Origin of the sequence: Sphingomonas corticis, from assembly GCF_012035195.1 — a bacterium.
Taxonomy (GTDB): Bacteria; Pseudomonadota; Alphaproteobacteria; order Sphingomonadales; family Sphingomonadaceae; genus Sphingomonas; species Sphingomonas corticis.
The window spans coordinates 295,874-315,537 of the sequence record NZ_JAAVJH010000002.1 but is presented as its reverse complement, the minus strand read 5'-3'; the positions used below and the strand labels follow the sequence as shown (position 1 = coordinate 315,537).

The 19,664-nt window shown below is 72.6% G+C and carries 23 protein-coding genes; 17 read left to right on the top strand and 6 right to left on the bottom strand.

The window, feature by feature from the left end; translation table 11 throughout:
• Positions 1-122 precede the first annotated feature (122 nt).
• The 10 genes from HBH26_RS04270 to HBH26_RS04230 all read left to right on the top strand — a co-directional run bounded on the left by HBH26_RS04270 (position 123) and on the right by HBH26_RS04230 (position 7,628).
• A complete protein-coding gene (locus HBH26_RS04270; RefSeq protein ID WP_168133347.1) occupies positions 123-641 on the top strand; it encodes a L,D-transpeptidase family protein in 519 nt (172 codons plus the stop codon).
• 46 nt (positions 642-687) lie between these two features.
• Entirely contained in the window at positions 688-1,662 is a 975-nt protein-coding gene (locus tag HBH26_RS04265; RefSeq protein ID WP_168133346.1) for an alpha/beta fold hydrolase, read from the top strand.
• A gap of 158 nt (positions 1,663-1,820) precedes the next feature.
• Entirely contained in the window at positions 1,821-2,714 is an 894-nt protein-coding gene (locus HBH26_RS04260; RefSeq protein WP_168133345.1) for a heme o synthase, read from the top strand.
• A complete protein-coding gene (locus tag HBH26_RS21005; protein WP_275402934.1) occupies positions 2,711-2,845 on the top strand; it encodes a hypothetical protein in 135 nt (44 codons plus the stop codon). Before HBH26_RS04260 ends, HBH26_RS21005 begins: the two co-directional genes overlap by 4 nt.
• A complete protein-coding gene (locus tag HBH26_RS04255) occupies positions 2,842-3,375 on the top strand; it encodes a cytochrome c oxidase assembly protein (protein WP_338057235.1) in 534 nt (177 codons plus the stop codon). Before HBH26_RS21005 ends, HBH26_RS04255 begins: the two co-directional genes overlap by 4 nt.
• Before the next feature lie 32 nt (positions 3,376-3,407).
• The gene (locus HBH26_RS04250) at positions 3,408-4,319 is read left to right on the top strand and encodes a cytochrome c oxidase subunit 3 (RefSeq protein WP_168133344.1); all 912 of its coding nucleotides are present in this window, start codon (positions 3,408-3,410) and stop codon (positions 4,317-4,319) included.
• A 13-nt stretch (positions 4,320-4,332) separates the two neighbouring features.
• Entirely contained in the window at positions 4,333-4,710 is a 378-nt protein-coding gene (locus HBH26_RS04245; protein WP_168133343.1) for a DUF983 domain-containing protein, read from the top strand.
• The gene (locus HBH26_RS04240; protein ID WP_338057234.1) at positions 4,707-5,282 is read left to right on the top strand and encodes an SURF1 family cytochrome oxidase biogenesis protein; all 576 of its coding nucleotides are present in this window, start codon (positions 4,707-4,709) and stop codon (positions 5,280-5,282) included. The genes HBH26_RS04245 and HBH26_RS04240 overlap by 4 nt, the downstream gene beginning before the upstream one ends.
• A 74-nt stretch (positions 5,283-5,356) precedes the next feature.
• Positions 5,357-6,754 carry a threonine synthase gene (gene thrC / locus HBH26_RS04235; RefSeq protein WP_168133342.1) on the top strand — a complete coding sequence of 466 codons (1,398 nt, stop codon included), beginning with the start codon at positions 5,357-5,359 and terminating at the stop codon, positions 6,752-6,754.
• A gap of 4 nt (positions 6,755-6,758) precedes the next feature.
• Positions 6,759-7,628, top strand: coding sequence for a class I SAM-dependent methyltransferase (locus HBH26_RS04230; protein ID WP_168133341.1), 870 nt, complete (start codon positions 6,759-6,761; stop codon positions 7,626-7,628).
• Between the two features lie 103 nt (positions 7,629-7,731).
• On the opposite strand, the gene HBH26_RS04225 is transcribed toward HBH26_RS04230, so the two are convergent.
• From HBH26_RS04225 to HBH26_RS04215, 3 genes are all read right to left on the bottom strand, one after another.
• A complete protein-coding gene (locus HBH26_RS04225) occupies positions 7,732-8,367 on the bottom strand; it encodes a heme exporter protein CcmB (RefSeq protein ID WP_168133340.1) in 636 nt (211 codons plus the stop codon).
• Positions 8,368-8,488: 121 nt separating this feature from the next.
• The gene (ccmA, locus tag HBH26_RS04220; RefSeq protein ID WP_168133081.1) at positions 8,489-9,043 is read right to left on the bottom strand and encodes a heme ABC exporter ATP-binding protein CcmA; all 555 of its coding nucleotides are present in this window, start codon (positions 9,041-9,043) and stop codon (positions 8,489-8,491) included.
• Positions 9,040-9,450 (bottom strand): metallopeptidase family protein, encoded by a 411-nt coding sequence (locus HBH26_RS04215; RefSeq protein WP_420824974.1) that lies wholly within the window; start codon positions 9,448-9,450, stop codon positions 9,040-9,042. Before HBH26_RS04215 ends, ccmA begins: the two co-directional genes overlap by 4 nt.
• Positions 9,451-9,496: 46 nt before the next feature.
• Here HBH26_RS04215 and HBH26_RS04210 point away from each other — a divergent pair, with 46 nt between their 5' ends.
• Positions 9,497-9,790, top strand: a complete 294-nt coding sequence (locus HBH26_RS04210) for a 4a-hydroxytetrahydrobiopterin dehydratase (RefSeq protein WP_168133338.1) — start codon at positions 9,497-9,499, stop codon at positions 9,788-9,790.
• A gap of 15 nt (positions 9,791-9,805) precedes the next feature.
• Here HBH26_RS04210 and HBH26_RS04205 read toward each other — a convergent pair whose 3' ends face one another.
• Positions 9,806-10,591, bottom strand: a complete 786-nt coding sequence (locus HBH26_RS04205; RefSeq protein ID WP_168133337.1) for an SDR family oxidoreductase — start codon at positions 10,589-10,591, stop codon at positions 9,806-9,808.
• A 52-nt stretch (positions 10,592-10,643) separates the two neighbouring features.
• On the opposite strand from HBH26_RS04205, the gene HBH26_RS04200 reads away from it, so the two are divergent.
• On the top strand, positions 10,644-11,411 hold the full coding sequence (locus HBH26_RS04200; protein WP_168133336.1) for an ATP-binding cassette domain-containing protein: 768 nt from the start codon (positions 10,644-10,646) through the stop codon (positions 11,409-11,411).
• Between the two features lie 53 nt (positions 11,412-11,464).
• Positions 11,465-12,904 (top strand): ABC transporter permease/substrate-binding protein, encoded by a 1,440-nt coding sequence (locus HBH26_RS04195; protein WP_168133506.1) that lies wholly within the window; start codon positions 11,465-11,467, stop codon positions 12,902-12,904.
• A gap of 60 nt (positions 12,905-12,964) precedes the next feature.
• Here HBH26_RS04195 and HBH26_RS04190 read toward each other — a convergent pair whose 3' ends face one another.
• Complete coding sequence (locus HBH26_RS04190; protein ID WP_168133335.1) at positions 12,965-15,778, bottom strand: TonB-dependent receptor; 2,814 nt, start codon at positions 15,776-15,778, stop codon at positions 12,965-12,967.
• Positions 15,779-15,848: 70 nt separating this feature from the next.
• A complete protein-coding gene (recQ, locus tag HBH26_RS04185) occupies positions 15,849-17,612 on the bottom strand; it encodes a DNA helicase RecQ (protein ID WP_168133334.1) in 1,764 nt (587 codons plus the stop codon).
• Between the two features lie 90 nt (positions 17,613-17,702).
• Here recQ and HBH26_RS04180 point away from each other — a divergent pair, with 90 nt between their 5' ends.
• The 4 genes from HBH26_RS04180 to HBH26_RS04165 are packed head-to-tail and all read left to right on the top strand — an operon-like array spanning position 17,703 to position 19,553.
• A complete protein-coding gene (locus HBH26_RS04180) occupies positions 17,703-18,248 on the top strand; it encodes a hypothetical protein (protein ID WP_168133333.1) in 546 nt (181 codons plus the stop codon).
• Positions 18,245-18,826 carry an OmpA family protein gene (locus tag HBH26_RS04175; RefSeq protein ID WP_168133332.1) on the top strand — a complete coding sequence of 194 codons (582 nt, stop codon included), beginning with the start codon at positions 18,245-18,247 and terminating at the stop codon, positions 18,824-18,826. Before HBH26_RS04180 ends, HBH26_RS04175 begins: the two co-directional genes overlap by 4 nt.
• Positions 18,823-19,287 (top strand): hypothetical protein, encoded by a 465-nt coding sequence (locus tag HBH26_RS04170; RefSeq protein WP_168133331.1) that lies wholly within the window; start codon positions 18,823-18,825, stop codon positions 19,285-19,287. Before HBH26_RS04175 ends, HBH26_RS04170 begins: the two co-directional genes overlap by 4 nt.
• Positions 19,278-19,553, top strand: coding sequence for a GNAT family N-acetyltransferase (locus HBH26_RS04165; protein WP_338057233.1), 276 nt, complete (start codon positions 19,278-19,280; stop codon positions 19,551-19,553). Before HBH26_RS04170 ends, HBH26_RS04165 begins: the two co-directional genes overlap by 10 nt.
• Positions 19,554-19,664 lie beyond the last annotated feature (111 nt).

Below are 19,664 nucleotides of genomic sequence, written 5' to 3'. Positions count from 1 at the left end.
CAACGTTGCGTTGCGTCGCGTTGCGTCGCGTTGCGGGGCGGGCGCGGCGGGCGGGGCGTCCCGCACCGGCACGTCCCGACACGGGACTGGCGCGAGACCCGCCGCCGCGCAACATCGCGGGCATGGCCCGACTCGCGCTCGCCCTTCTCCTGCTGCTCCTGCCGGCGACTGCCCATGCCCGGGCGGGCGGGGTGCCCGCGGTGCACACCATCCTCGACGTCGGTCGCCCCCTCGGCCCCGGCGACTATGTCTGGGAGGACGACGACGTGCCCGCGGGCGCCGCGCGGGTGGTCGTCGACGTGACGAAGCGCCGCCTGTACGTCTATCGTGCGGGGGTGGAGATTGGCCGCAGCTACGTCGTCGTCGGTCCGCCCGAACAGCCGACGCCGATCGGCCGCTTCCCCATCCTGCAGAAGCACGCCGACCATTATTCCAGCACCTACGACAATGCGCCGATGCCCTACATGCTGCGGCTGACCTGGGGCGGAGTCGCCATCCACGGCAGCCCGGTGGAGGAGGATTGGGTGACGCACGGCTGCATCGGCGTGCCCACCGCCTTCGCGCGCATCCTCTACGCCAACGTGCGCAAGGGGGACGAGGTGATCGTGACCCGAAACTGGCTGCCCGCCGCCTATGATTGATCCTTTCGCCGCCGCGCCTAGGATGCGCGGGCGAGAGGAGAGCGCGATGACCGAATTCCGGACGATCGATGCCGGCGCGGTGCGGCTGCGGGCCGTGGTGGAGGGGGCCGGGCCGCTGGTCGTGATGGTCCACGGCTTTCCGGAGAGCTGGTATTCCTGGCGGCACCAGATCGGCCCGGTGGCCGCCGCCGGCTTCACCGCCTGCGCGATCGACGTGCGCGGCTATGGCGGGTCGGACAAGCCGCAGGACGTGGCCGCCTACGACATGGAGGCGCTGGTCGGCGACCTGGTCGGCGTGGCGGATGCGCTGCAACCCGGCGCACCGGCGATCCTTCTCGGCCATGACTGGGGCGCGCCGATCGTCTGGAACAGCGCGCTGGCACGGCCCGACCGCTTCGCGGCGGTGGCCGCGCTGTCCGTACCGTTCCTCGGCGTGCCCAAGCGGCCCTTCACCGAAGTGTTCCGCCAGGCCTTCACCGCCAAGGGCCGCTTCTTCTACCAGGAATATTTCCAGCAGCCCGGCAAGGCGGAGGGCGAACTGCAGGCCGACGTGCGCGGCTTCCTGCGCCGCTTCATCTATTCGATCAGCGGCGACGCGCCCGCGGGGTCGTGGCCGGAGAAGCCGGTCGATTCGCGGCTGCTGGACGGGCTGGCCGATCCCGATCCCTTCCCGGCGTGGCTGACGGAGGCGGACCTCGACTATTACGTGGCGGAGTTCGAGGCGTCGGGCCTTGCCGGCCCCCTGAACCGCTATCGCAATCACGAGCGCGACTTCGAATGGGCGCGGCGCTTCGCCGACCGCCGCATCGAGCAACCGGCGCTGTTCGTCGGCGGTACGAAGGATCCCGCCTCCACCCTGTTCGGTGCGGTGGCCGATCCGGTGGCGGCGATGGCGCCGATGGTGCCGCGGCTGGAAGGGCACATGCTGGACGGCTGCGGCCACTGGACGCAGCAGGAGCGGCCGGCCGAGGTGAACCGCCTGCTGCTCGACTGGCTGGGGCGGGTGCGGGCGGCCCGTTAGACCCTCGTCATGCCGGGCTCGTCCCGGCATCCAGGGCCACGAACGGTAACGGCCCTGGCTCTGGACCCCGGGACAAGCCCGGGGTGACGGCGGCGACGTCCGCAGCTCGCACCGCCCCTTCCCCCCTTCCCCCCAACCGCGTATGGCGCGCGCAGCCGATGACCACCGCCACGCCCCTGCTGCCCCCTGCCGACTGGCGGGATTTCCTCGCGCTCACGAAGCCGCGGGTGATGACCCTCGTCGTCTTCACCGGGCTGTGCGGGATGCTGGCGGCGCCGGTGCAGATCGCGCCCGTGCTGGGCTTCACCGCCATCCTGTGCATCGCGCTGGGCGCGGGCGCGGCCGGGGCGCTGAACCAATGGTACGAGGCGGATATCGACGCGGTGATGAAGCGCACCGCCGGACGGCCGCTACCCGCGGGGCGGATGGACCGGCAATCGGCGCTGCACTTCGGCGTCGGCCTCTCCGCCTTCTCCGTCATCCTGATGGGGCTGGCGGTGAACCTCGCCGCGGCGGCGATCCTCACCGTCTCGATCCTGTTCTACGTCCTCGTCTACACCGTGTGGTTGAAGCGGCGGACGCCGCAGAACATCGTCATCGGCGGTGCGGCCGGCGCCTTCCCGCCGCTGATCGGATGGGCCGCGGCGACGGGGGAGGTGGCGCTGCTGCCGGTGCTGCTGTTCAGCCTGGTCTTCCTGTGGACGCCGCCGCATTTCTGGGCGCTCGCGCTGTTCGTGAAGACCGATTACGCCAATGCCGGCGTGCCGATGCTGCCCGTGGTGGCGGGCGAGAAGGCGACGCGGCGGCAGATCGGCCTCTACACCGTGCCGATGGCGATCGTCGCGGTCGCGCCCTGGCCGCTCGGCCTGACCGGGGCGATCTACGGCGTGACGGCGCTGGCCACGACCGCGGTCTTCGCCATCCTGGCAGCGCTGGTCGCGGCGGGGCGGACGACGCCGACCATGGCGCGGGAAAAGCAGCTCTTCTCCTATTCCATCCTCTATCTCTTCGTGATCTTCGGCGCGCTGGTCGCCGACCGGTGGTGGGCATGAATCCCGACGACGACCTGATCCGCAAGCGCCAGCGCGCGCGCGCCACCGTGCTGGCACTGCTGCTGGCGGCGTTCGTGGTGCTGATCTTCTTCATCACCATCGCGAAGATCCGGCAGGGGATGGGCGCGTGAACCGGGCGACGCGGACCGCGCTGCTCGCGGTGCTCGGCATCTGCTTCATGACCGGCCTCGCCTTCGCCAGCGTGCCGCTGTACCGCATGTTCTGCGAGGTCACCGGCCTCAACGGCACCACCGGCCGCGGCACGACGGCGCCGGGCGGCGTGCACCGGTCGATCCGCATCGCCTTCGACGCGAACACCAGCCCCCGGCTGCCGTGGCGCTTCGTGCCGGAGGCGGAGAGCGAGACGGTCGACATCGGCGCGCGCGACATGGCCTTCTTCTCCGCCACCAACCGCGGGGCGACGCCGGTGACGGGTACGGCGACGTACAACGTCACCCCCGCGGTCGCCGGCAAGTATTTCACGAAGATCCAGTGCTTCTGCTTCACGCAGCAGACGCTGAAGCCGGGCGAGACGCAGCGCATGCCCGTCATCTACTACGTCGATCCGAAGATCCTGACGGATCCCGACACGAAGGACGTGGAGACCATCACCCTCAGCTACACGTTTTACCCGGTGGATTCATCGAAAACGACAAGCTAAGCGGGTCCGCAAAGCACCAACGGGGAAGCCACATGGCCGGCGCCAAGAACCACGACTACCACATCCTGCCACCCAGCCCCTGGCCGCTGATCGGATCGATGGCGGCGCTGGTGATGGCGGTCGGCGGCATCATGTACATGCACGAGGCCGCGCACGGCGGCTGGGTGTTCCTGATCGGCCTGGCCGCGGTGCTGTTCACCATGTGGGGGTGGTGGCACCAGGTGATCCGCGAGGCGCACGCGGGCGACCACACGCCGGTGGTCCAGCTGCACTTCCGCTACGGCATGATCCTGTTCATCGCCTCCGAGGTCATGTTCTTCGTCGGCTGGTTCTGGGCGTTCTTCGACTTCGCGCTGTTCCCCACCGCCATGTCGTTCGTCGACGGCCAGGTGGAGCGCGCGGTGGAAGGCGGCGCGGCGATCGCGGCGCAGTGGCCGCCCAAGGGGCTGGAGGTCATCAACGCCTTCGAACTGCCGCTGCTCAACACGCTGATCCTGCTCACCAGCGGCACCACGGTCACCTGGGCGCACCACGCGCTGATCCACGACCAGCGCGGCGGCGAGAAGCGCGGGTTCTGGGGCCTTCTGGGCGTCGGCGACCGCGACGGCGTGCTGAAGGGGCTGTGGCTGACGGTGGCGCTGGGCGTGCTGTTCACGTCGATCCAGGCGTATGAGTACATGCACGCGCCCTTCCCGTTCAAGGGCATCAACTACGGCGCCGCCTTCTTCATGGCGACCGGCTTCCACGGCTTTCACGTGCTGGTCGGCACGATCTTCCTGATCGTCTGCCTGATCCGCGCCTACAAGGGCGACTTCACGCCGCGGCAGCATTTCGGGTTCGAGGCGGCGGCCTGGTACTGGCATTTCGTCGACGTGGTGTGGCTGTTCCTGTTCGTCACCGTCTATGTGTGGGGCGGCTGGGGCGCGCCCGTCCACGGCGGCTGAGACGGCCGGCACGATGACCGACCGGGCGCCCGCGCCGGCGCCGCGCCCGGTGGACAGCGGATTGAAGGGTGCGTGTCCCCGCTGCGGGGCGCGCACCCTTTTCCGTTCCGCCATCGCCTTCGCGGATCGCTGCCCCGCGTGCGGCCTGCGCTTCGCCGACTTCAACGTGGGCGACGGGCCGGCGGCGTTCCTGACGCTCGGCATCGGCGCGATCGTCACCGTGCTGGCGATCACGCTGGAACTGTCGGCGGAGCCGGCGTGGTGGGTCCATGCGCTGCTGTGGCCGCCGCTGGCGCTGGCCGGCGTGATAGCCGCGCTTCGCGTCGCGAAGGGGTGGCTGCTGGCGCTGGAGTATCGCAACGCCGCGCGCGAGGGGCGGGTGGAATCGTGAGGTCGCTTCCGACGATCATTGTGGCCGTCGCGGTGGCGGCCATGGTCGCGCTCGGGCTGTGGCAGCTGCTCGACCGGCTGCCGGCGAAGGAGGCGTATCTCGCGCAGCTTGCCGCCAATCCGGCGCGTCCGGCGGTGGCCTTCCCGCGCGCACCCGACGACCGGCTGCTGTTCCGCCGCACCTACGCCGATTGCCGCCCCCCGGTGGCCGTGGCTCGCGCCGGGGCGGGCAAGGCGGGGTTCCGGCTGATCGCCACCTGCGCCGACGGCATCCGCGTCCAGCTGGGCACCACGCGCGATCCGCTCGGCATGGTGGCGTGGGAGGGCGGACGGGTCACCGGCTGGGTCAGCCATGCGCCCGACGCGACGCCGCTGATCGCGCGCCTCGTCGCCGCGCCCGCGCCCCAGGCGATGCTGCTGGTCGCCGACCGGCCGGTCGCCGGGCTGGCGCCGAACACGCGGCCGGATATCGGGCTCGTGCCCAACAACCACCTCGCCTACGCGGTGCAATGGTTCCTGTTCGCCGGCATCGCGGCGATCATCTACGTGCTGGCGGCGCGGCGACGACGTTAGGCGAAAGCTCCGGCAGGGCACGCGCAAGGCCAAGCGGCATTGCCGTCGCGCCGCCGCGGCGATAGCGCGGGGCGATGCGCTACATCAGCACCCGCGGCACCGCCCCTGCGCTCGACTTCCGCGACGTGACGCTCGCCGGCCTCGCTTCGGACGGCGGCCTCTACGTGCCGGAGGCGTGGCCGCGCTTCACGCACGAGCAGATCGCGGGCCTCGCCGGCCTCTCCTACGTCGACACCGCCGCGCGCGTGATGGCGCCCTTCACCGCCGGTGTGCTGAGCGAGGACGAGCTGCGCGAGCTGTGCGCCGCCGCCTACGGCCGCTTCGCCCACGCCGCGGTGACACCGCTGGTGCAGCTGGATCACGACCATTGGCTGCTGGAGCTGTTCCACGGCCCCACGCTGGCGTTCAAGGACGTGGCGCTTCAGCTGCTCGGCCTCCTCTTCGAACGGTTCCTGACCGGCTCGACCGAGCATCTGACCATCGTGGGCGCGACCAGCGGCGACACCGGCTCCGCCGCGATCGACGCGGTGGCGGGGCGCAGCGGCGTCGACATCTTCATGCTGCATCCCGAGGGCCGCGTCAGCGACGTGCAGCGGCGGCAGATGACCACGGTGGGCGCGCCCAATGTCCACAACATCGCGATCACTGGCGACTTCGACACCGCGCAGGCGCTGGTGAAGGCGATGTTCAACGACCGCGCCTTCTCCCGGCGGTTCCGGCTGAGCGCGGTCAATTCGATCAACTGGGCACGGCTGATGGCGCAGGTGGTCTATTACTTCTACGCCGCGGTGCGGCTGGGCGCGCCCGGGCGCCCGGTCGCATTCAGCGTGCCGACGGGCAATTTCGGCGACGTCTTCGCCGGCTACGTCGGGTCCCGCATGGGGCTGCCGGTGGCGAAGCTGGTGGTCGCCACCAACGTCAACGACATCCTCGCCCGCGCGCTCGCGGATGGGGATTATTCCAGCCGGCAGGTGGTGGCGACGCCGACCCCATCGATGGACATCCAGGTCTCCAGCAATTTCGAGCGCCTGCTCTTCGATCTGGGCGACCGCGACGGCGCGGCGCTGGCGGCGCAGATGCAGGGGTTCGAGGCGTCGCGCGCGATGCGCCTTTCCAACGCGCAGCGCGACGGCTCCGCCGCGCTGTTCGCGCCCGAGCGCGTCGACGTGGACGACATGGCGCGGGCGATGCGCCGCGCGTGCGACGATGCGGGCGAGACGATCGACCCGCACACCGCCATCGCGCTGGCGGCGGCGCGGCGGCAGGCGCAGGTCGGCGTACCGATGGTGACGCTCGCCACCGCGCACCCCGCCAAGTTCCGCGACGCGGTGGAGCGCGCCACCGGATCGCGCCCGCCGCTGCCCACGCGCGTCGGCGACCTGTTCGAGCGTGAGGAGCGCTACGTGACGCTCGACGGCACGTTCGACGCGGTCAGCGGCTATATCGCCGCGCGCGCGGCGGCGCGGGACTGACGCGGTGCAGCTGACGACGCTGATCGGCGAGCCGTGGCGCGACTACGCGCTGCTCGATTCGGGTCACGGGCGCAAGCTGGAGCGCTATGGTCGCCATCGCTTCGTCCGGCCGGAGGGGCAGGCGCTGTGGTCGCCCGCCTCCGACGACTGGCAGGCGGATGCGGAGTTCGTGCCCGGCAGCGACGAGGAGGGCGGCGGCCAGTGGAAGTTCGCGCGCTCCGTGCCGCGCGACGGGTGGGAGCTCGGCTGGCAGGACGTGCGCTTCATCGCGCAGACCACGCCATTCCGGCACCTGGGCTTCTTTCCCGACATGGCGCCGGTGTGGGCGTGGATGCAGGGGCAGCTGTCGGATGCGACGGCGCCCGAGTGCCTGAACCTGTTCGGCTACACCGGCGTCGGCACGCTGGCGCTGGCCAGCCACGGCGCGCGGATGGTGCACGTCGACGCCTCGAAGAAGTCGGTCGAGGGGGCGCGCGCCAACGCGCGGCTCTCCGGACTTGCCGAGGCGCCGGTGCGCTGGCTCGTCGAGGATGCCGCCAAGTTCGCCGGGCGGGAGGTGCGGCGCGGAAGGCGCTACGACGGCATCCTGCTCGACCCGCCCAAGTATGGCCGCGGGCCGACCGGCGAGGTGTGGCGGCTGGAGGAGCATCTGCCGGCGCTGATCGCCGACTGCCGGCGGCTGCTCGACGCCGAGTCGCGCTTCCTGTTCCTCACCGTCTACGCGGTGCGCATGTCCGCGCTGGCGATCGGCGAGATGCTGCGCCAGGCGTTCGCCGACCTGCCCGGCACGGTGGAGGCGGGCGAGCTGGCGGTGCGCGAGGAAGCGCGCGGGCTTGCGCTGCCGACCGCCATCTTCGCGCGGTGGAGCCGGTAGGTGTACACCCTCACTTAGCGCCGACCTCCGTTCGGGCTGAGCGAAGTCGAAGCCCCGGCCAGGCGCTTGCCCTTCGCCTTCGCTCAGGCGCACGGGCGTGTTCCTATTCCATCCCCACCCGCATCGCCGCCCCGGCGACGAACGGCGCGCCGGCCACCAGCAGGAGGCTGACCGCCGCCAGCAGCTTCAGCCCCCCCGCGCCGCCGTCGATCGCCCCCGCGCCGAAGATCAGCAGCGGCACCGCCAGCGGCAGCATGACGAGCCCCGCCACCGCCCCCGCCCCGCGCAGCCCCGCCACCAGCGCCGCGGTGGCGACGGCCAGCGCGGCGAGGCCGGGGGTGGCGAGCAGCAGTCCCGCCTCCACCATCAGCAGGCGGTCGGCGGGCAGGCCGAGCAGCGCCGCGGCGACCACGCTCGCCAGCATCAGCGGCGGCGCGAAGCCGAGCCAGTGCGCGACCACCTTCGCCGCTGCCGCCACGGTCGGCGACAGGCCACGCACCGCCAGCTGATCGATCACCCCCGCGTCGAGGTCCGGCTGCACCAGCCGCTCGACGGGCATCAGCGCGGCGAGCAGCGCCGCGGCGAACAGCACGCCGCCGCCCACCCGCGCCAGCAGCCGCGCGTCCGGCCCGATCGCGAAGGGGAAGAGGATCGCGACGAGCAGGAAGAACGCCACCGTCAGTGCCGCCCCGCCGCCGGTGTAGAACCGCCGCAGGTCGCGCAGGATCAGCGCCGTCACGCGGTGCCTCCTCCCGTATCGTCCGGCCGGCCTCGTCGCGGCGCCGGGACGCAGCACCCTGGCCCCCGGCACCGCTCCGGGGTGACGGCGCCGGCGAGGAGCGGGATAGCACGCGCGCCTCTCACAACCGCAACTCCGCCGCGCCCGGCACCGCCAGCGGCTGGTGCGTCGCGATCACCGCCATGCCCCCCTTCGCGCGGTGGCGCGCGACCAGCGCCTCCAGCATCGCCACGGCGGCGGCATCCATCCCCGTCGCGGGCTCGTCGAGCAGCCACAGTTCCGCGTTCGATGCCAGCACGCGCGCCAGCGCGGCGCGGCGACGCTGCCCGGTGGAGAGCCATCGCACCGGCACGTCCGCGAGGTCGGCGAGGCCCACGTCCACCAGCGCCGCACCCACGTCGCCGCCGTCCAGTCGCGCGTAGAAGGACAGCGCATCGGCCAGCGTCCGCTCCACGTCCAGTGCCGCCGCCTCCGCCATCAGCGCGACGCGTGCCGGCCGCTCCACCGCCCCGTCCTTCCGCCCCAGCCCGGCGAGCACGCGCAGCAGGCTCGACTTGCCCGCGCCGTTCGGCCCCGTCACCAGCAGCGCCTCGCCCGGCGCGAGCGCGAAGGACAGCCGCTCCGCCAGCACGCGCCCGCCGCGGACGACGGCGAGGTCGCTGACGCGCAGCGTCAATCCGCCACCGCCTCTTCCAGCGCGTGCATGTCCGCGTCGCTGAGGCCGAAGTGATGTCCGATCTCGTGAATGGTGACGTGCGCGACCAGATCGTCCAGCCGCACGCCCGTCTCGCACCATTCCGCCAGGATCGCCTGGCGATAGAGGTGGATGCGGTCGGGCAGCGCACCGGTGTCGAACGCGGACTTCTCGCCCACCGGTCGTCCGACGTAGACGCCGGTCAGGTCGAGCGGGTGGTCGATGTCGAGCGCGGCGAGCGTCTCCTCGTCCGCCTCCTCCTCCACCAGCAGGACGACGTCGCCCAGATGCACGCGAAAGGCGTCGGGCAGGCGCGCGATCGTCGCGCGGGCGTGCGCCTCGATCGCGGCGGCGGAGGGGGCCTCGCCCAGGGCATCTTGCGCGTTCACGCCCGCGGCCATACCCCTCGTCTCCCCAACATCGCAAGGAACGGGCATGGTCGAGCAGTTGAGCGAGGCGGAGCGCGCCGATGCGCTGGACGGCCTGCCGGAATGGGACTTCGACGAGGCGCGCGACGCGATCACGCGCACGATCGTCTTCACCGACTTCGCCGAGGCGTTCGGCTTCATGGCGCAGGTCGCGATCCTGGCGGAGCGGATGGACCACCATCCCGAATGGTCGAACGTCTACAACCGGGTGGACATCCTTCTGACCACGCACGACGCCGGCGGCCTGTCGGAGCGCGACGTGCAACTGGCGGGCGCGATCGACGGCATCCTGGGCGGGTGATCCGCCGCCGCGGCCTCACCCCTCCAGCGCGCGGCGCCGCATCATCCGGCGCAACCGTCCCGGCATCCAGCGCGCGGCGAAGGCGAGGCGGCGCGCGGTGGGGCCGACCAGGGTGTGGACCCGGTCGCCGTGCACGGCCGCCCAGGCGAGGTCGGCGACCGTCTCGACCGGCGTGAACTCGAGGCCCGATCCCACCACCGCCTCGCGCGCGGTGCGGTTGCTGCCCGCCATCGGCACGGCCAGCAAGGCGGTGTCGATGAAGCCGGGCATCAGGCTGCGCACGCGGATGCCGTCCGCCGCCCATTCCGCGTCCAGCGCCTCGGTCAGGCCGCGCACCGCGAACTTGGTGGCGGAATAGGCGGAGAGCCCCGCGGAGCCGTAGATCGCGCTGGCCGATGCGGTGTTGAGCAGGCAGGCGCCGGGCGTCGCCTTCAGATAGGGGTGCGACAGCCGCGCGCCGTAGGCGACGCCGCGGAAGTTGATGTCGATGACGCGGTCGAGCGCGTCGAGCGGGATGTCGCCGAACGGCCCGCCCGCGGCGATCCCGGCGTTGTTGAACAGCACGTCCAGCCGCCCGCCCGACAGCGCGGCGAACTCCGCCAGCACGTGCTCCCATTCCGTCGCGTCGCGCACGTCCATCTGGTGCGTCGACACCCGCTCCGCCGGCAGCAGCGCCGCGCTCTCCGCCAGTCCCTTGGCGTCGATGTCGGCGAGGCCGACGCGCCAGCCCTCGCGCGCGAAACGCTGCGCCACCGCGCGGCCGATGCCCGAACCGCCGCCCGTCACCAGGATCGCCTTCATGCCCGCCGTCTCCCCTTTACCGATGCGGCCTCATCCCCCATCCTCGCGCGCGATGCCAGCCCGTACCGGACCCGCGCTCGCCTTCGAGGGCGTGACAAAGCGCTATGGCGGCGCAGCGGCGGTGGACGACGTGGCGGTGCGGATCGCGCCGGGCGAGTTCGTGGCGCTGGTCGGCGCGTCGGGATCCGGCAAGTCGACGCTGCTGAAGACCGCCAACCGCCTGGTCGTGCCCGACGCGGGTCGCGTGCTGCTGGACGGCGCCGATGTGGCGGAAGGGCCGGCGTGGCGACTGCGGCGGCGCATCGGCTACGTCTTCCAGAACGTCGGCCTGTTTCCCCACCTGACCGTGGCGGAGAATGTCGCGATGCCGCTGCGGCTCGCCGGCGTGCCGGCCGGCGACCGGGTGGCGGCGATGCTGGACCTGGTCGAGCTGCCGCGCGCCCTCGCGACGCGGATGCCGGCCGAGCTGTCGGGCGGGCAGCGCCAGCGGGTCGGCGTGGCCCGCGCGCTGGCGAGCGAGCCGGGGCTGCTGCTGATGGACGAGCCGTTCGGCGCGCTCGATCCCGTCACGCGCGAGACGCTGGCGAGCGCGGTGCGTTCGCTCCACGACCGGCTCGGCCTCACCACCGTGATGGTGACGCACGACATGGCGGAGGCGCTGCTCCACGCCACCCGCGTACTGGTGATGCAGTCCGGGCGCGCGATCGCCGACGAAACGCCCGCGGCGCTGCTCGCCGGGGCGGGCGGCGCGGCCGCGCAGGCGCTGGTGGCCGTGCCGCGCGCGCAGGCGGAGCGGCTGGCGGCGATGGCGGGCGCGTGAGCGAGGCGCTGGCCCGCGTCCCCGCGCTCGCCGCGCAGCACCTGCTGCTGGCGATGGCGGCGCTGGCGCTCGCCGTCGCGCTCGCGCTGCCGCTCGGCGTCGTCGCGGCGCGGCGGCCGGCGGTGGGTCGCGTGGTGCTCGGCATCGCCAGCCTGGTGCAGACGGTGCCCAGCCTCGCGCTGCTGGCGCTGTTCTATCCGATCCTCCTCTGGATCGGCGGGGTGCCCGCGCTGGGCTTCCTGCCCGCGCTGCTGGCGCTGACGCTCTACGCGCTGCTGCCGATCGTCCGCAACGTGGCGACCGGGCTGACGGGGCTGGACCCCGCGGTGCGCGAGGCGGCGGACGGGATCGGCATGACCGCGGGGCAGAAGCTGCGGTGGGTGGAGGCGCCGCTGGTGCTGCCGGTGGCGATGGCCGGCGTGCGCACCGCCGCGGTGTGGACGATCGGCGCCGCCACGCTGTCGACCACGGTCGGGCAGCCGAGCCTGGGCGACCTGATCTTCGCCGGGTTGCAGACGCAGGCGTGGGCGCTGGTGCTGGCCGGTTGCCTGGGCGCGGCGGGGCTGGCGCTGGGCGTCGACGCGCTGCTCGCCGTGGCGGAAGCGGGCGCGGCACGGCGGCGGCCAACGTGGACGGGCGCGGCGCTGGGGCTGCTCGCGCTCGCCACGCTGGCGGCCAGCGCACCCCTGTGGTCCTCGTCCGAGAGGCGCGTGGTGATCGGCGCCAAGAACTTCTCCGAGCAATATATCCTGGCGCGGCTGATCGGCGACCGGCTGGTGCGGGCGGGTTACCGGGTCGACTATCGCGACGGGCTCGGCTCCGCCGTGGCGTTCGGTGCCGTGGCGGGGGGCGAGATCGACGCCTATGTCGACTATGCGGGCACGATCTGGTCGGGCGAGATGAAGCGTACCGACGTCCCGCCGCGCGCCGAGCAGGTGCGCGCCATCGCCGATTGGGCGAAGCGGACTCGCGGCGTGACGCTGCTGGGCGCGCTCGGCTTCGAGAATGCCTATGCCTTCGCGATGCGGCCCGGCGGTGCGGTGCGCACGCTGGACGACCTGGCCCGCGCGGCACCGCGTCTGCGGCTGGGCGCGGATCTGGAATTCCTCGACCGCCCGGAATGGGCGGCGGTGCGCCGCGCCTACGGCCTGCGCTTCGCCGGCGCGACGCCCTACAGCCCCACGTTCATGTACCGCGCGCTGGAGAGCGGGCGCGCCGACGTCATCAGCGCCTTCTCCTCCGACGGGCGCATCGCGGCGGAGCGGCTGACGGTGCTGACCGATCCGAAGCGCGCCATGCCGGGCTACGACGCGATCCTGCTGCTCTCGCCCACCGCCGCGACGGACCCGCGGCTGGTGGCAGCGCTGCGCCCGCTGGCCGGCCGCATCTCCGTGGAGGCGATGCGCGAGGCCAATTACATGGTCGACCGCGATGCGGGCAAGGTGTCGCCCGAGGCCGCCGCGCGCTGGCTGGCGACTCGCACCGGGCTTTGAGGGCAAATCGCTTTCACGTGGAGAAGAAGGCTTCTTCGCGGCTGCGCGTGAAATCCTCCGTCAGAAGAAGATCTTGCGCACCGACACGCGCACCGTGCGGCCCAACGCATCGAGGTAGGCGGGCTGGAAGCCGATCGGCACCTCGCCGGTCCGGTCGGTGACGCGCTGGCGCTGGTTGAACAGGTTCGTGACCCCCACCGACACGCGCGTGCCGCGCAGCCAGGGATGTGCGCGCACCCAGTCGAGCCGCTGGCCAAGGTCGGCGAACAGCCGCAGGTCCGCGGTGGCGAGGCTGCCGAAGCTCAGCGTCTCCGGCGCGTCCACCGTGCCGCCGTTCACCCGCGTCGCACTGCGGAAATTCACCGACAGCCGCGCGCCCAGGCCGTTGTTGGCATAGCCCGCCTGCCCCTCCAGCTCGTGCCGCGGCTGGCCGCCGTTGCTGCCCACCGCGTCGCCGTCGAGCAGGTCGAGCAGCGGCCCGCCGTCGGCGATCAGCACGCGATCGCTGAGGTGCCAGGTGTGGTAGAGCGCGAACTGCACGCGGCCCCCGCCGCCGCCTCGGCCACCGCCGCCGAAGCCGCGTCCGCCCCCCGGCCCGCTACCACCCGGCCCGCCGGACCGGCGCGGCTCCTCGCCCGACGACGGGGGCGGCACATCGCCGGGGGGCGGCGGCGCGCCGGGGGCGGCGCTGCCGTCGGGCTGCGTCGCCGGCCGCTGGCGTCCGCCCGGGGGGCGCAGGCCGGCGAAGGGGTTGGGCCCGGTGCCGGCGCGAAACGCCTCCAGCTGCTTCTGGATCGCCGACTTCAACGGAAAGGACAGGTTGATGCCGTAGCGCAGCTCCGACCGCTCCGTCCGCGCATAGTTGATCGGCCGCGAATCGAGCCGCACGAGCGTGCCGTTCACGCGCTCGAAGCGGTCGGGAAAGGCGGTCTCGATCGCCGCGCTGGCGGTGGGGAAGCCCGCGATCGCGCCGTCGGTGCGGCTGGTGACGTAATTGGCGATCAGGTTGATCTCGCGCGACGACCAGGGCTTCAGGTCCAGCCCCAGCTTGGTGACATGGCGCTCCTCCGCCTCCAGCCCCGGGTTGCCGCCGCTCACCGTGGTCACCGTCGCGGTCGTGCCGGTGACATAGTCGAACACGCGCACCCCCGGCGTCAGCACCACGGGATTGCCGAGCTGCGACGCGCCCGGCGCATTCTCCTCGTCGGTGACGGACGCGAGGAAGCGCACGCCGACCAGCGGCGACCAGTTGGCGCCATAGCCCAGCGTCACCAGCGTGCCGAAGTCGGACAGCCGCTCGATCTCGATGTTGCCGTTCAGCGAGAAATTGCCGATCGCGGACAGCGCGACGTTGCGGCGCGCGATCGGCAGGTCCAGGTTGATGCGCGTGCCGGCGATGTCGCGCGCGATCGACGCCGATTGCTCCCCGCTGGCGCGCGAGGAGAAGCTGGAGAAGTCGCTGGTCGACGCGCCGATGCGGATCGACGCGTTGGCATCGCCCGCCGGCAGCGCGAACAGCGGGCCGCTGGCCAGCGAGTTGAGCGACAGGTTGGTACTGCGCGAGCGGCCGATATTGTCGGGCAGCCGCGCGAGGTCCAGCGGGCCGAACGGATTGGCGGCCGCGTCGCCTGCGACGAGCCGCGCCTGGAAGGGGGTGGCGTCCAGCCCGGTCTGCGTCACCGTGTCGCTGCTCGACCGGTCGGCGGTGCCCGTCACCGTCCAGCGCCAGCGTCCGGCATCGCCGTTCAGCGTGCTGCCCAGGTGCAGGTCGGTGCTCTCGCCGCGCTGCACCAGCGCGCCGGGGCCGTCGAACGCGCGCGCCACCGTCACCGGCCCGGCGAAGGGCGAGTAGGGGTTGCCCGTGGGCAGCGCGAGCGACGTGGTGGCGAGGCCGCGGTCCGCCTCGGTCCGGTTGTGGTCGACGGTCGCGTTGACGCTGAAGGCGACGTTGCCGAAGACGCTGGTCGCGTAGGTGCCGTTGGCGGCGAAGGTCCTCGTCTCGGGCAGCAACGTGCGAAAGCGCGACTGGTCCGTCACCGACGCGCCCGGCGTGAAATCCGCCAGCACCGGCGGGCGCGTCGCCGCCGCGGCAGGCACGCCGACGACGCTGCCCAGTCCCGGCGCCACCTCCGCCCCGTCGGCGCCGACCACGTTGCCGGGCACGGAGAAGTCGGTCGCCTGCTGGCGCACGCCCCGCTCCGCCTCGGTCAGCCGCCCCGCCTGCGTGTATTCGACGTGCAGGTTGGTACGGCTCGCGCCCTGGATACGCAGCAGGTCGACCTCGGCCTCGGGCTGCTGCCGCCCGCCGTCGGTGGCGACGCGGTGGTCGAGTTCCACCGTGGCGGCGCGGAAGCGGCGGCGCAGCACGAAGTTCACGACGCGCTGGTCGGCACGGTAGCCGAACTTCAGCGCCACTTCCTCGGGCAGGATGTCGACGCGCTGGATCGCCTCGGTCGGCAGATCGCGGATCTCCTGGAAGCCGGAGATGCGGCGGCCGTTCACCAGCACGACCGGCGGCCCGCCCGCGCCGCGGCCGGAGCGGGTCTGCGGCGCCAGCTCGGTCAGCAGCTCGGAGACCGAGTTGACGCCGTAGCTGCGGATGTCCGCGGGGGACAATTGCTGCTCGGGCGTGATGTCGCCCGGCACGCTGCCGGGCAGCCGCGCGCCGGTGACGACCAGCTCCGCGGCCTCGTCCTCCGCCGCCGCGTTCTCCGCCGCACCGCCGCTGCCGCCGCCTTCCGCCTCGTCGGGTTCCGGCTCCTGCTGCGCCCCGGCGGCGGCGGCGGGCGCCTGCGCCGCCGCCGGCTCGGCCTGTTGCGCGAGCGCGGGCGACGCCGCCGTGCCGGTCAGAAGCAGCAAACCCAACGCGCGCATTCGTCATTCTCCCTGTCGAAGCGCGGCGCTAGGGTCCAAATGTCGCAGGATTATGCCGGTGCCGGTCGGACTAATTGTCCCGCACCACCTTCAGGAACGCCTCGCCATAGGCGTCGAGCTTGCGCTGGCCCACGCCCGCGACATGGCCGAGGTCCGACAGCGTGGCGGGGCGCCGTGCCGCGATCTCGCGCAGGACCGAATCGTGGAAGATCACGTAGGGCGGCACCCCCGCCTCCTTGGCCAGGTCGCGGCGCGCGGCGCGCAGCGCCTCGAACAGCGGGTCGTCGACGGGGTTCGCCTCCCCGGCCTTCGACCGCGAACGGCGTGCGCGCGGCGGCGGCTCCAGCAGCGCGACCTCCGCCTCGCCCTTCAGGATGGCGCGGGCACCGGGGCCGAACTCCAGCCCGCCGTGCGCGTTCGTGCGCAGCGCGTCGCGCAGCAGCAGCGCGCGGCCGACCGGCTTCAGAAGCGCCAGTTCCTCCTCGCCGACGATGTTCCACACGGACAGCGCCTCGTGCCCGTTCATCAGCGAGCGTTCTGACGATTTCCCCGTGAGCACCTGCTCGACATAGGTCGCGCCGAACATCTGCCCGGTGCGGAAGACGGCGGACAGGTATTTGCGCGCCACCTGCGTCGCGTCCATCGCCTTGGGCGGGTTCAGGCAATTGTCGCAATTGCCGCATCGCTCGGGCGGATGCTCGCCGAAGTGGCGCAGCAGGATCGCACGGCGGCACCCCGCGGTCTCGACCAGCGCGGCCAGCGATTGCAGCCGGGCGCGCTCGCCCGGCTGGCGCGCCGCTTCCACCTCGCCGATGCGCTGGCGCGCGCGGGCGAAATCCTCGGCGCCCCAGAACAGGTGCGCGACCGCCGGGTCGCCGTCGCGCCCGGCGCGGCCGGTCTCCTGATAATAGGCCTCGATCGACTTGGGCAGGCCGGCGTGCGCCACGAACCGGACGTCGGGCTTGTCGATGCCCATGCCGAAGGCGACCGTGGCGGCGATCACCATGTCCTCCGACCGGACGAAATCGGCCTGGTTCCTCGCGCGCACCGCCGGGTCGAGCCCCGCGTGATAGGCGCGCGTCGGCCGCCCCGTCACCGCCAGCGCGGCGGCCAGCTTCTCCGTGGCGGCGCGGGTCTGCGCGTAGACGATGCCGGGGCCGGGCGTGGCGCGGATCAGGTCCACCAGCTGGCGGGTCGTGTTGTCGCGCGCGCCGATCGTGTAGCGGATGTTGGGCCGGTCGAACCCGGCGACGATCATCCCCTCGCGCGGGATGCCGAGCTGGTCGAGGATGTCGTCGCGCGTGTGCGCGTCGGCGGTGGCGGTCAGTGCTAGGCGCGGCACGTCGGGAAACAGGTCCAGCAGCGGGCGCAGCAGGCGATAGTCGGGCCGGAAATCGTGCCCCCATTCGCTGACGCAATGCGCCTCGTCGATCGCGAACATCGCCACGCGCCCGCGCTGCAGCAGGTCGCGGAAATCGCCGCCAGACGCGCGCTCGGGCGCGATGTAGAGGAGGTCGAGCTGACCGTCGAGGAAGCGCCCGCGCGTCTCCGCCCGGTTCTCGTCCACGCTGGTCAGCGTCGCGGCGCGAAGGCCCACCGCCTCCGCCGCGCGCAGCTGGTCGTGCATCAGCGCGATCAGCGGGCTGACGACGACGCAGGTCCCGTCCAGCATGGCGGAGGGCAGCTGGTACGTCAGCGACTTGCCCGCCCCCGTCGGCATGACCGCCAGCGTCCGCTCGCCCGCCAGCACGCGGTCCACCACCTGCCGCTGGACGCCGCGGAAGTCGGGAAAGCCGAAGATGCGGTGGAGGGTGGGAAGCGGGTCGAGAGCCATCGTCGCGACGGCATCTAGGGCCGGGGACCGCCGCGGGGAACCCCGCCATGGCGCGGAACATTGACCGGCATCGTTACGGGAGAGGAACCGATGCCCTACCGGATATTGATCGCCGCAATGGCCGCCGCGACGCTCGCCGCCTGCTCGGTGCGGCAGGAGAATGCCAGCCAGCCGGCCGCCGACACCGCCACCGACGCGCCCGGCGACACCGGCGTCGCACGGGAGGCGGTGCCCGCGCCGACGCCCTCCCCCGCCGTCACCGCCGTCGCGCCGGCGATACAAACCCAGCCGGGGCCGGAGGGCAACACCGTGGCGCTGAACAAGGTGGCGGTGACGGGCGACATCCTGACCGTGTCGATGACCTTCTCCGGCGGCAGCTGCTGCGTCCACCTGCCGCTGGACGAGGTGAGCGTGATCGACGACGCCACCTCGCAGCGGATCAGCGTGTTGAAGGACAACAGCGGCAAGTGGATCGCCGCGCCGCTGGAAACGAGCGGCAAGTCGGTCGGGCCCGACAGCTTCAGCAAGCCCTCGGTCATCTGGTTCAAGTTCCCGGCGCCGCCCGCCACGTCGAAGACGGTGTCGATCACCGTCCCCGGCGTCGCCCCCTTCGACGCCGTTCCCGTGACGCGATGAGGATCGCGTTCGTCACGGCGGCGGGCGCGGCAATGCTGGCCGGCTGCGGCGGCGGCGGCAGCTCGCCGCCCACCCCCGCGCCCACGGCATCGGCGACGTCCGCGCCGGCGCCCGCCGCCACCCGCGGGATCGGCACGGTCAGCGGGCTGACGGGACAGACCAGCGCGCTGACGGGCACGATCAGCGGCTTCGCCGTGGAGAAGACCGACTTCGGCACGCGCGTGGCGCTGGCGGCGGACACGCTGTTCGACTTCGACAAGGCGACCCTGACTCCCGCGGCGGAGGAGAACCTTCGCCGCGCCGCCGATGCGGTGCGCGGCGGGGGCGCGGGGACGGTGACGATCAACGGCTACACCGACGCGAAGGGCGAGGACGTCTACAACCTGGACCTGTCGAAGCGGCGCGCCGAGGCGGTGGCGGCGTGGCTGCGCGCGCAGCCGGGGCTCGGCGGGCGCGACTATCAGGCGGTGGGGCTCGGCGAGAATGATCCCGTGGCGCCCAACGAAGCCGCCGACGGCAGCGACGATCCTGCCGGTCGCGCGCGCAACCGGCGCGTCACGATCGACATACCGCGATGATCCTCTTCGCGCTCGCGGCGGCCGTGCTGACCCCGGACGGCTGGGGCACGCTGCGCATCGGCATGACGCGCCGCGCGGTGGTTCGCGCGCTCGGCGCCCCGCACGGCGGCGGTGTCACCGGCCCGGAGCCGGCGCGATGCGAGGAGTTCCACCCGCGCCGCGCGCCCGCCGGGCTGATCGTGATGATCGAGGACGGCCGGCTGACGCGGATCGCGGCGACGCGGCCGGGGCTGGCCACCGCGGCGGGCGTGGCGGTGGGCGATCCCGCGGCGCGCGTTCGCCGCGCCTACCCGCGCGGGCTGCGCCGCGCCGCGCACACCTACGCCGATCCGCCCGCCGCGGACTTGACCTGGTGGAGGGACAAGCGCCGCGGCATCCACTACGAGGTCGGCGAGAACGGCCGCATCGCCTCCATCCGCGTGGGCGAGGCGGCGATCCGATACGTGGAAGGGTGTTTGTGAAGGTCATCGACAATCGCGCCGAGGCGGAGTTCGAGCTGACGGTGGAGGGCCACCAGGCCGTCGCCGCCTATCAGCTGGAAGGCGACACGATCGTGTTCACGCACACCATCGTCCCCGGCGCGATCGAGGGGCGCGGGGTCGGCAGCCGCCTGATCCGCGGCGCGCTGGACCTGGTGCGCGACCGCGGGCTGAAGGTGGTGCCGCAATGCCCGTTCGTGCGCGCCTATATGGACAAGCATCCGGAAACGCGCGACCTGCTGGCGTGAGCGTGGGAGGGCAAGAAGGGTGAACCCACCGTTACTCCGTTCGGCCTGAGCGTAGTCGAAGGCCATGCGCGACCATGGCTGTGCTTCGACTTCGTTCAGCACGAACGGAGG

Excerpts from the sequence above, each read along its gene's own strand:
- HBH26_RS04175 (WP_168133332.1), top strand. The coding sequence starts at position 18,245 with ATGAGGATCGCGTTCGTCACGGCGGCGGGCGCGGCAATGCTGGCCGGC.
- HBH26_RS04190 (WP_168133335.1), bottom strand. The coding sequence starts at position 15,778 with ATGCGCGCGTTGGGTTTGCTGCTTCTGACCGGCACGGCGGCGTCGCCC.
- recQ (WP_168133334.1), bottom strand. The coding sequence starts at position 17,612 with ATGGCTCTCGACCCGCTTCCCACCCTCCACCGCATCTTCGGCTTTCCC.
- HBH26_RS04270 (WP_168133347.1), top strand. The coding sequence starts at position 123 with ATGGCCCGACTCGCGCTCGCCCTTCTCCTGCTGCTCCTGCCGGCGACT.
- HBH26_RS04200 (WP_168133336.1), top strand. The coding sequence starts at position 10,644 with ATGCCAGCCCGTACCGGACCCGCGCTCGCCTTCGAGGGCGTGACAAAG.
- HBH26_RS04250 (WP_168133344.1), top strand. The coding sequence starts at position 3,408 with ATGGCCGGCGCCAAGAACCACGACTACCACATCCTGCCACCCAGCCCC.
- HBH26_RS04210 (WP_168133338.1), top strand. The coding sequence starts at position 9,497 with ATGGTCGAGCAGTTGAGCGAGGCGGAGCGCGCCGATGCGCTGGACGGC.
- HBH26_RS04260 (WP_168133345.1), top strand. The coding sequence starts at position 1,821 with ATGACCACCGCCACGCCCCTGCTGCCCCCTGCCGACTGGCGGGATTTC.
- HBH26_RS04170 (WP_168133331.1), top strand. The coding sequence starts at position 18,823 with ATGATCCTCTTCGCGCTCGCGGCGGCCGTGCTGACCCCGGACGGCTGG.
- HBH26_RS04245 (WP_168133343.1), top strand. The coding sequence starts at position 4,333 with ATGACCGACCGGGCGCCCGCGCCGGCGCCGCGCCCGGTGGACAGCGGA.
- HBH26_RS21005 (WP_275402934.1), top strand. The coding sequence starts at position 2,711 with ATGAATCCCGACGACGACCTGATCCGCAAGCGCCAGCGCGCGCGCGCC.
- HBH26_RS04180 (WP_168133333.1), top strand. The coding sequence starts at position 17,703 with ATGCCCTACCGGATATTGATCGCCGCAATGGCCGCCGCGACGCTCGCC.
- thrC (WP_168133342.1), top strand. The coding sequence starts at position 5,357 with ATGCGCTACATCAGCACCCGCGGCACCGCCCCTGCGCTCGACTTCCGC.
- HBH26_RS04205 (WP_168133337.1), bottom strand. The coding sequence starts at position 10,591 with ATGAAGGCGATCCTGGTGACGGGCGGCGGTTCGGGCATCGGCCGCGCG.
- HBH26_RS04265 (WP_168133346.1), top strand. The coding sequence starts at position 688 with ATGACCGAATTCCGGACGATCGATGCCGGCGCGGTGCGGCTGCGGGCC.
- HBH26_RS04195 (WP_168133506.1), top strand. The coding sequence starts at position 11,465 with ATGGCGGCGCTGGCGCTCGCCGTCGCGCTCGCGCTGCCGCTCGGCGTC.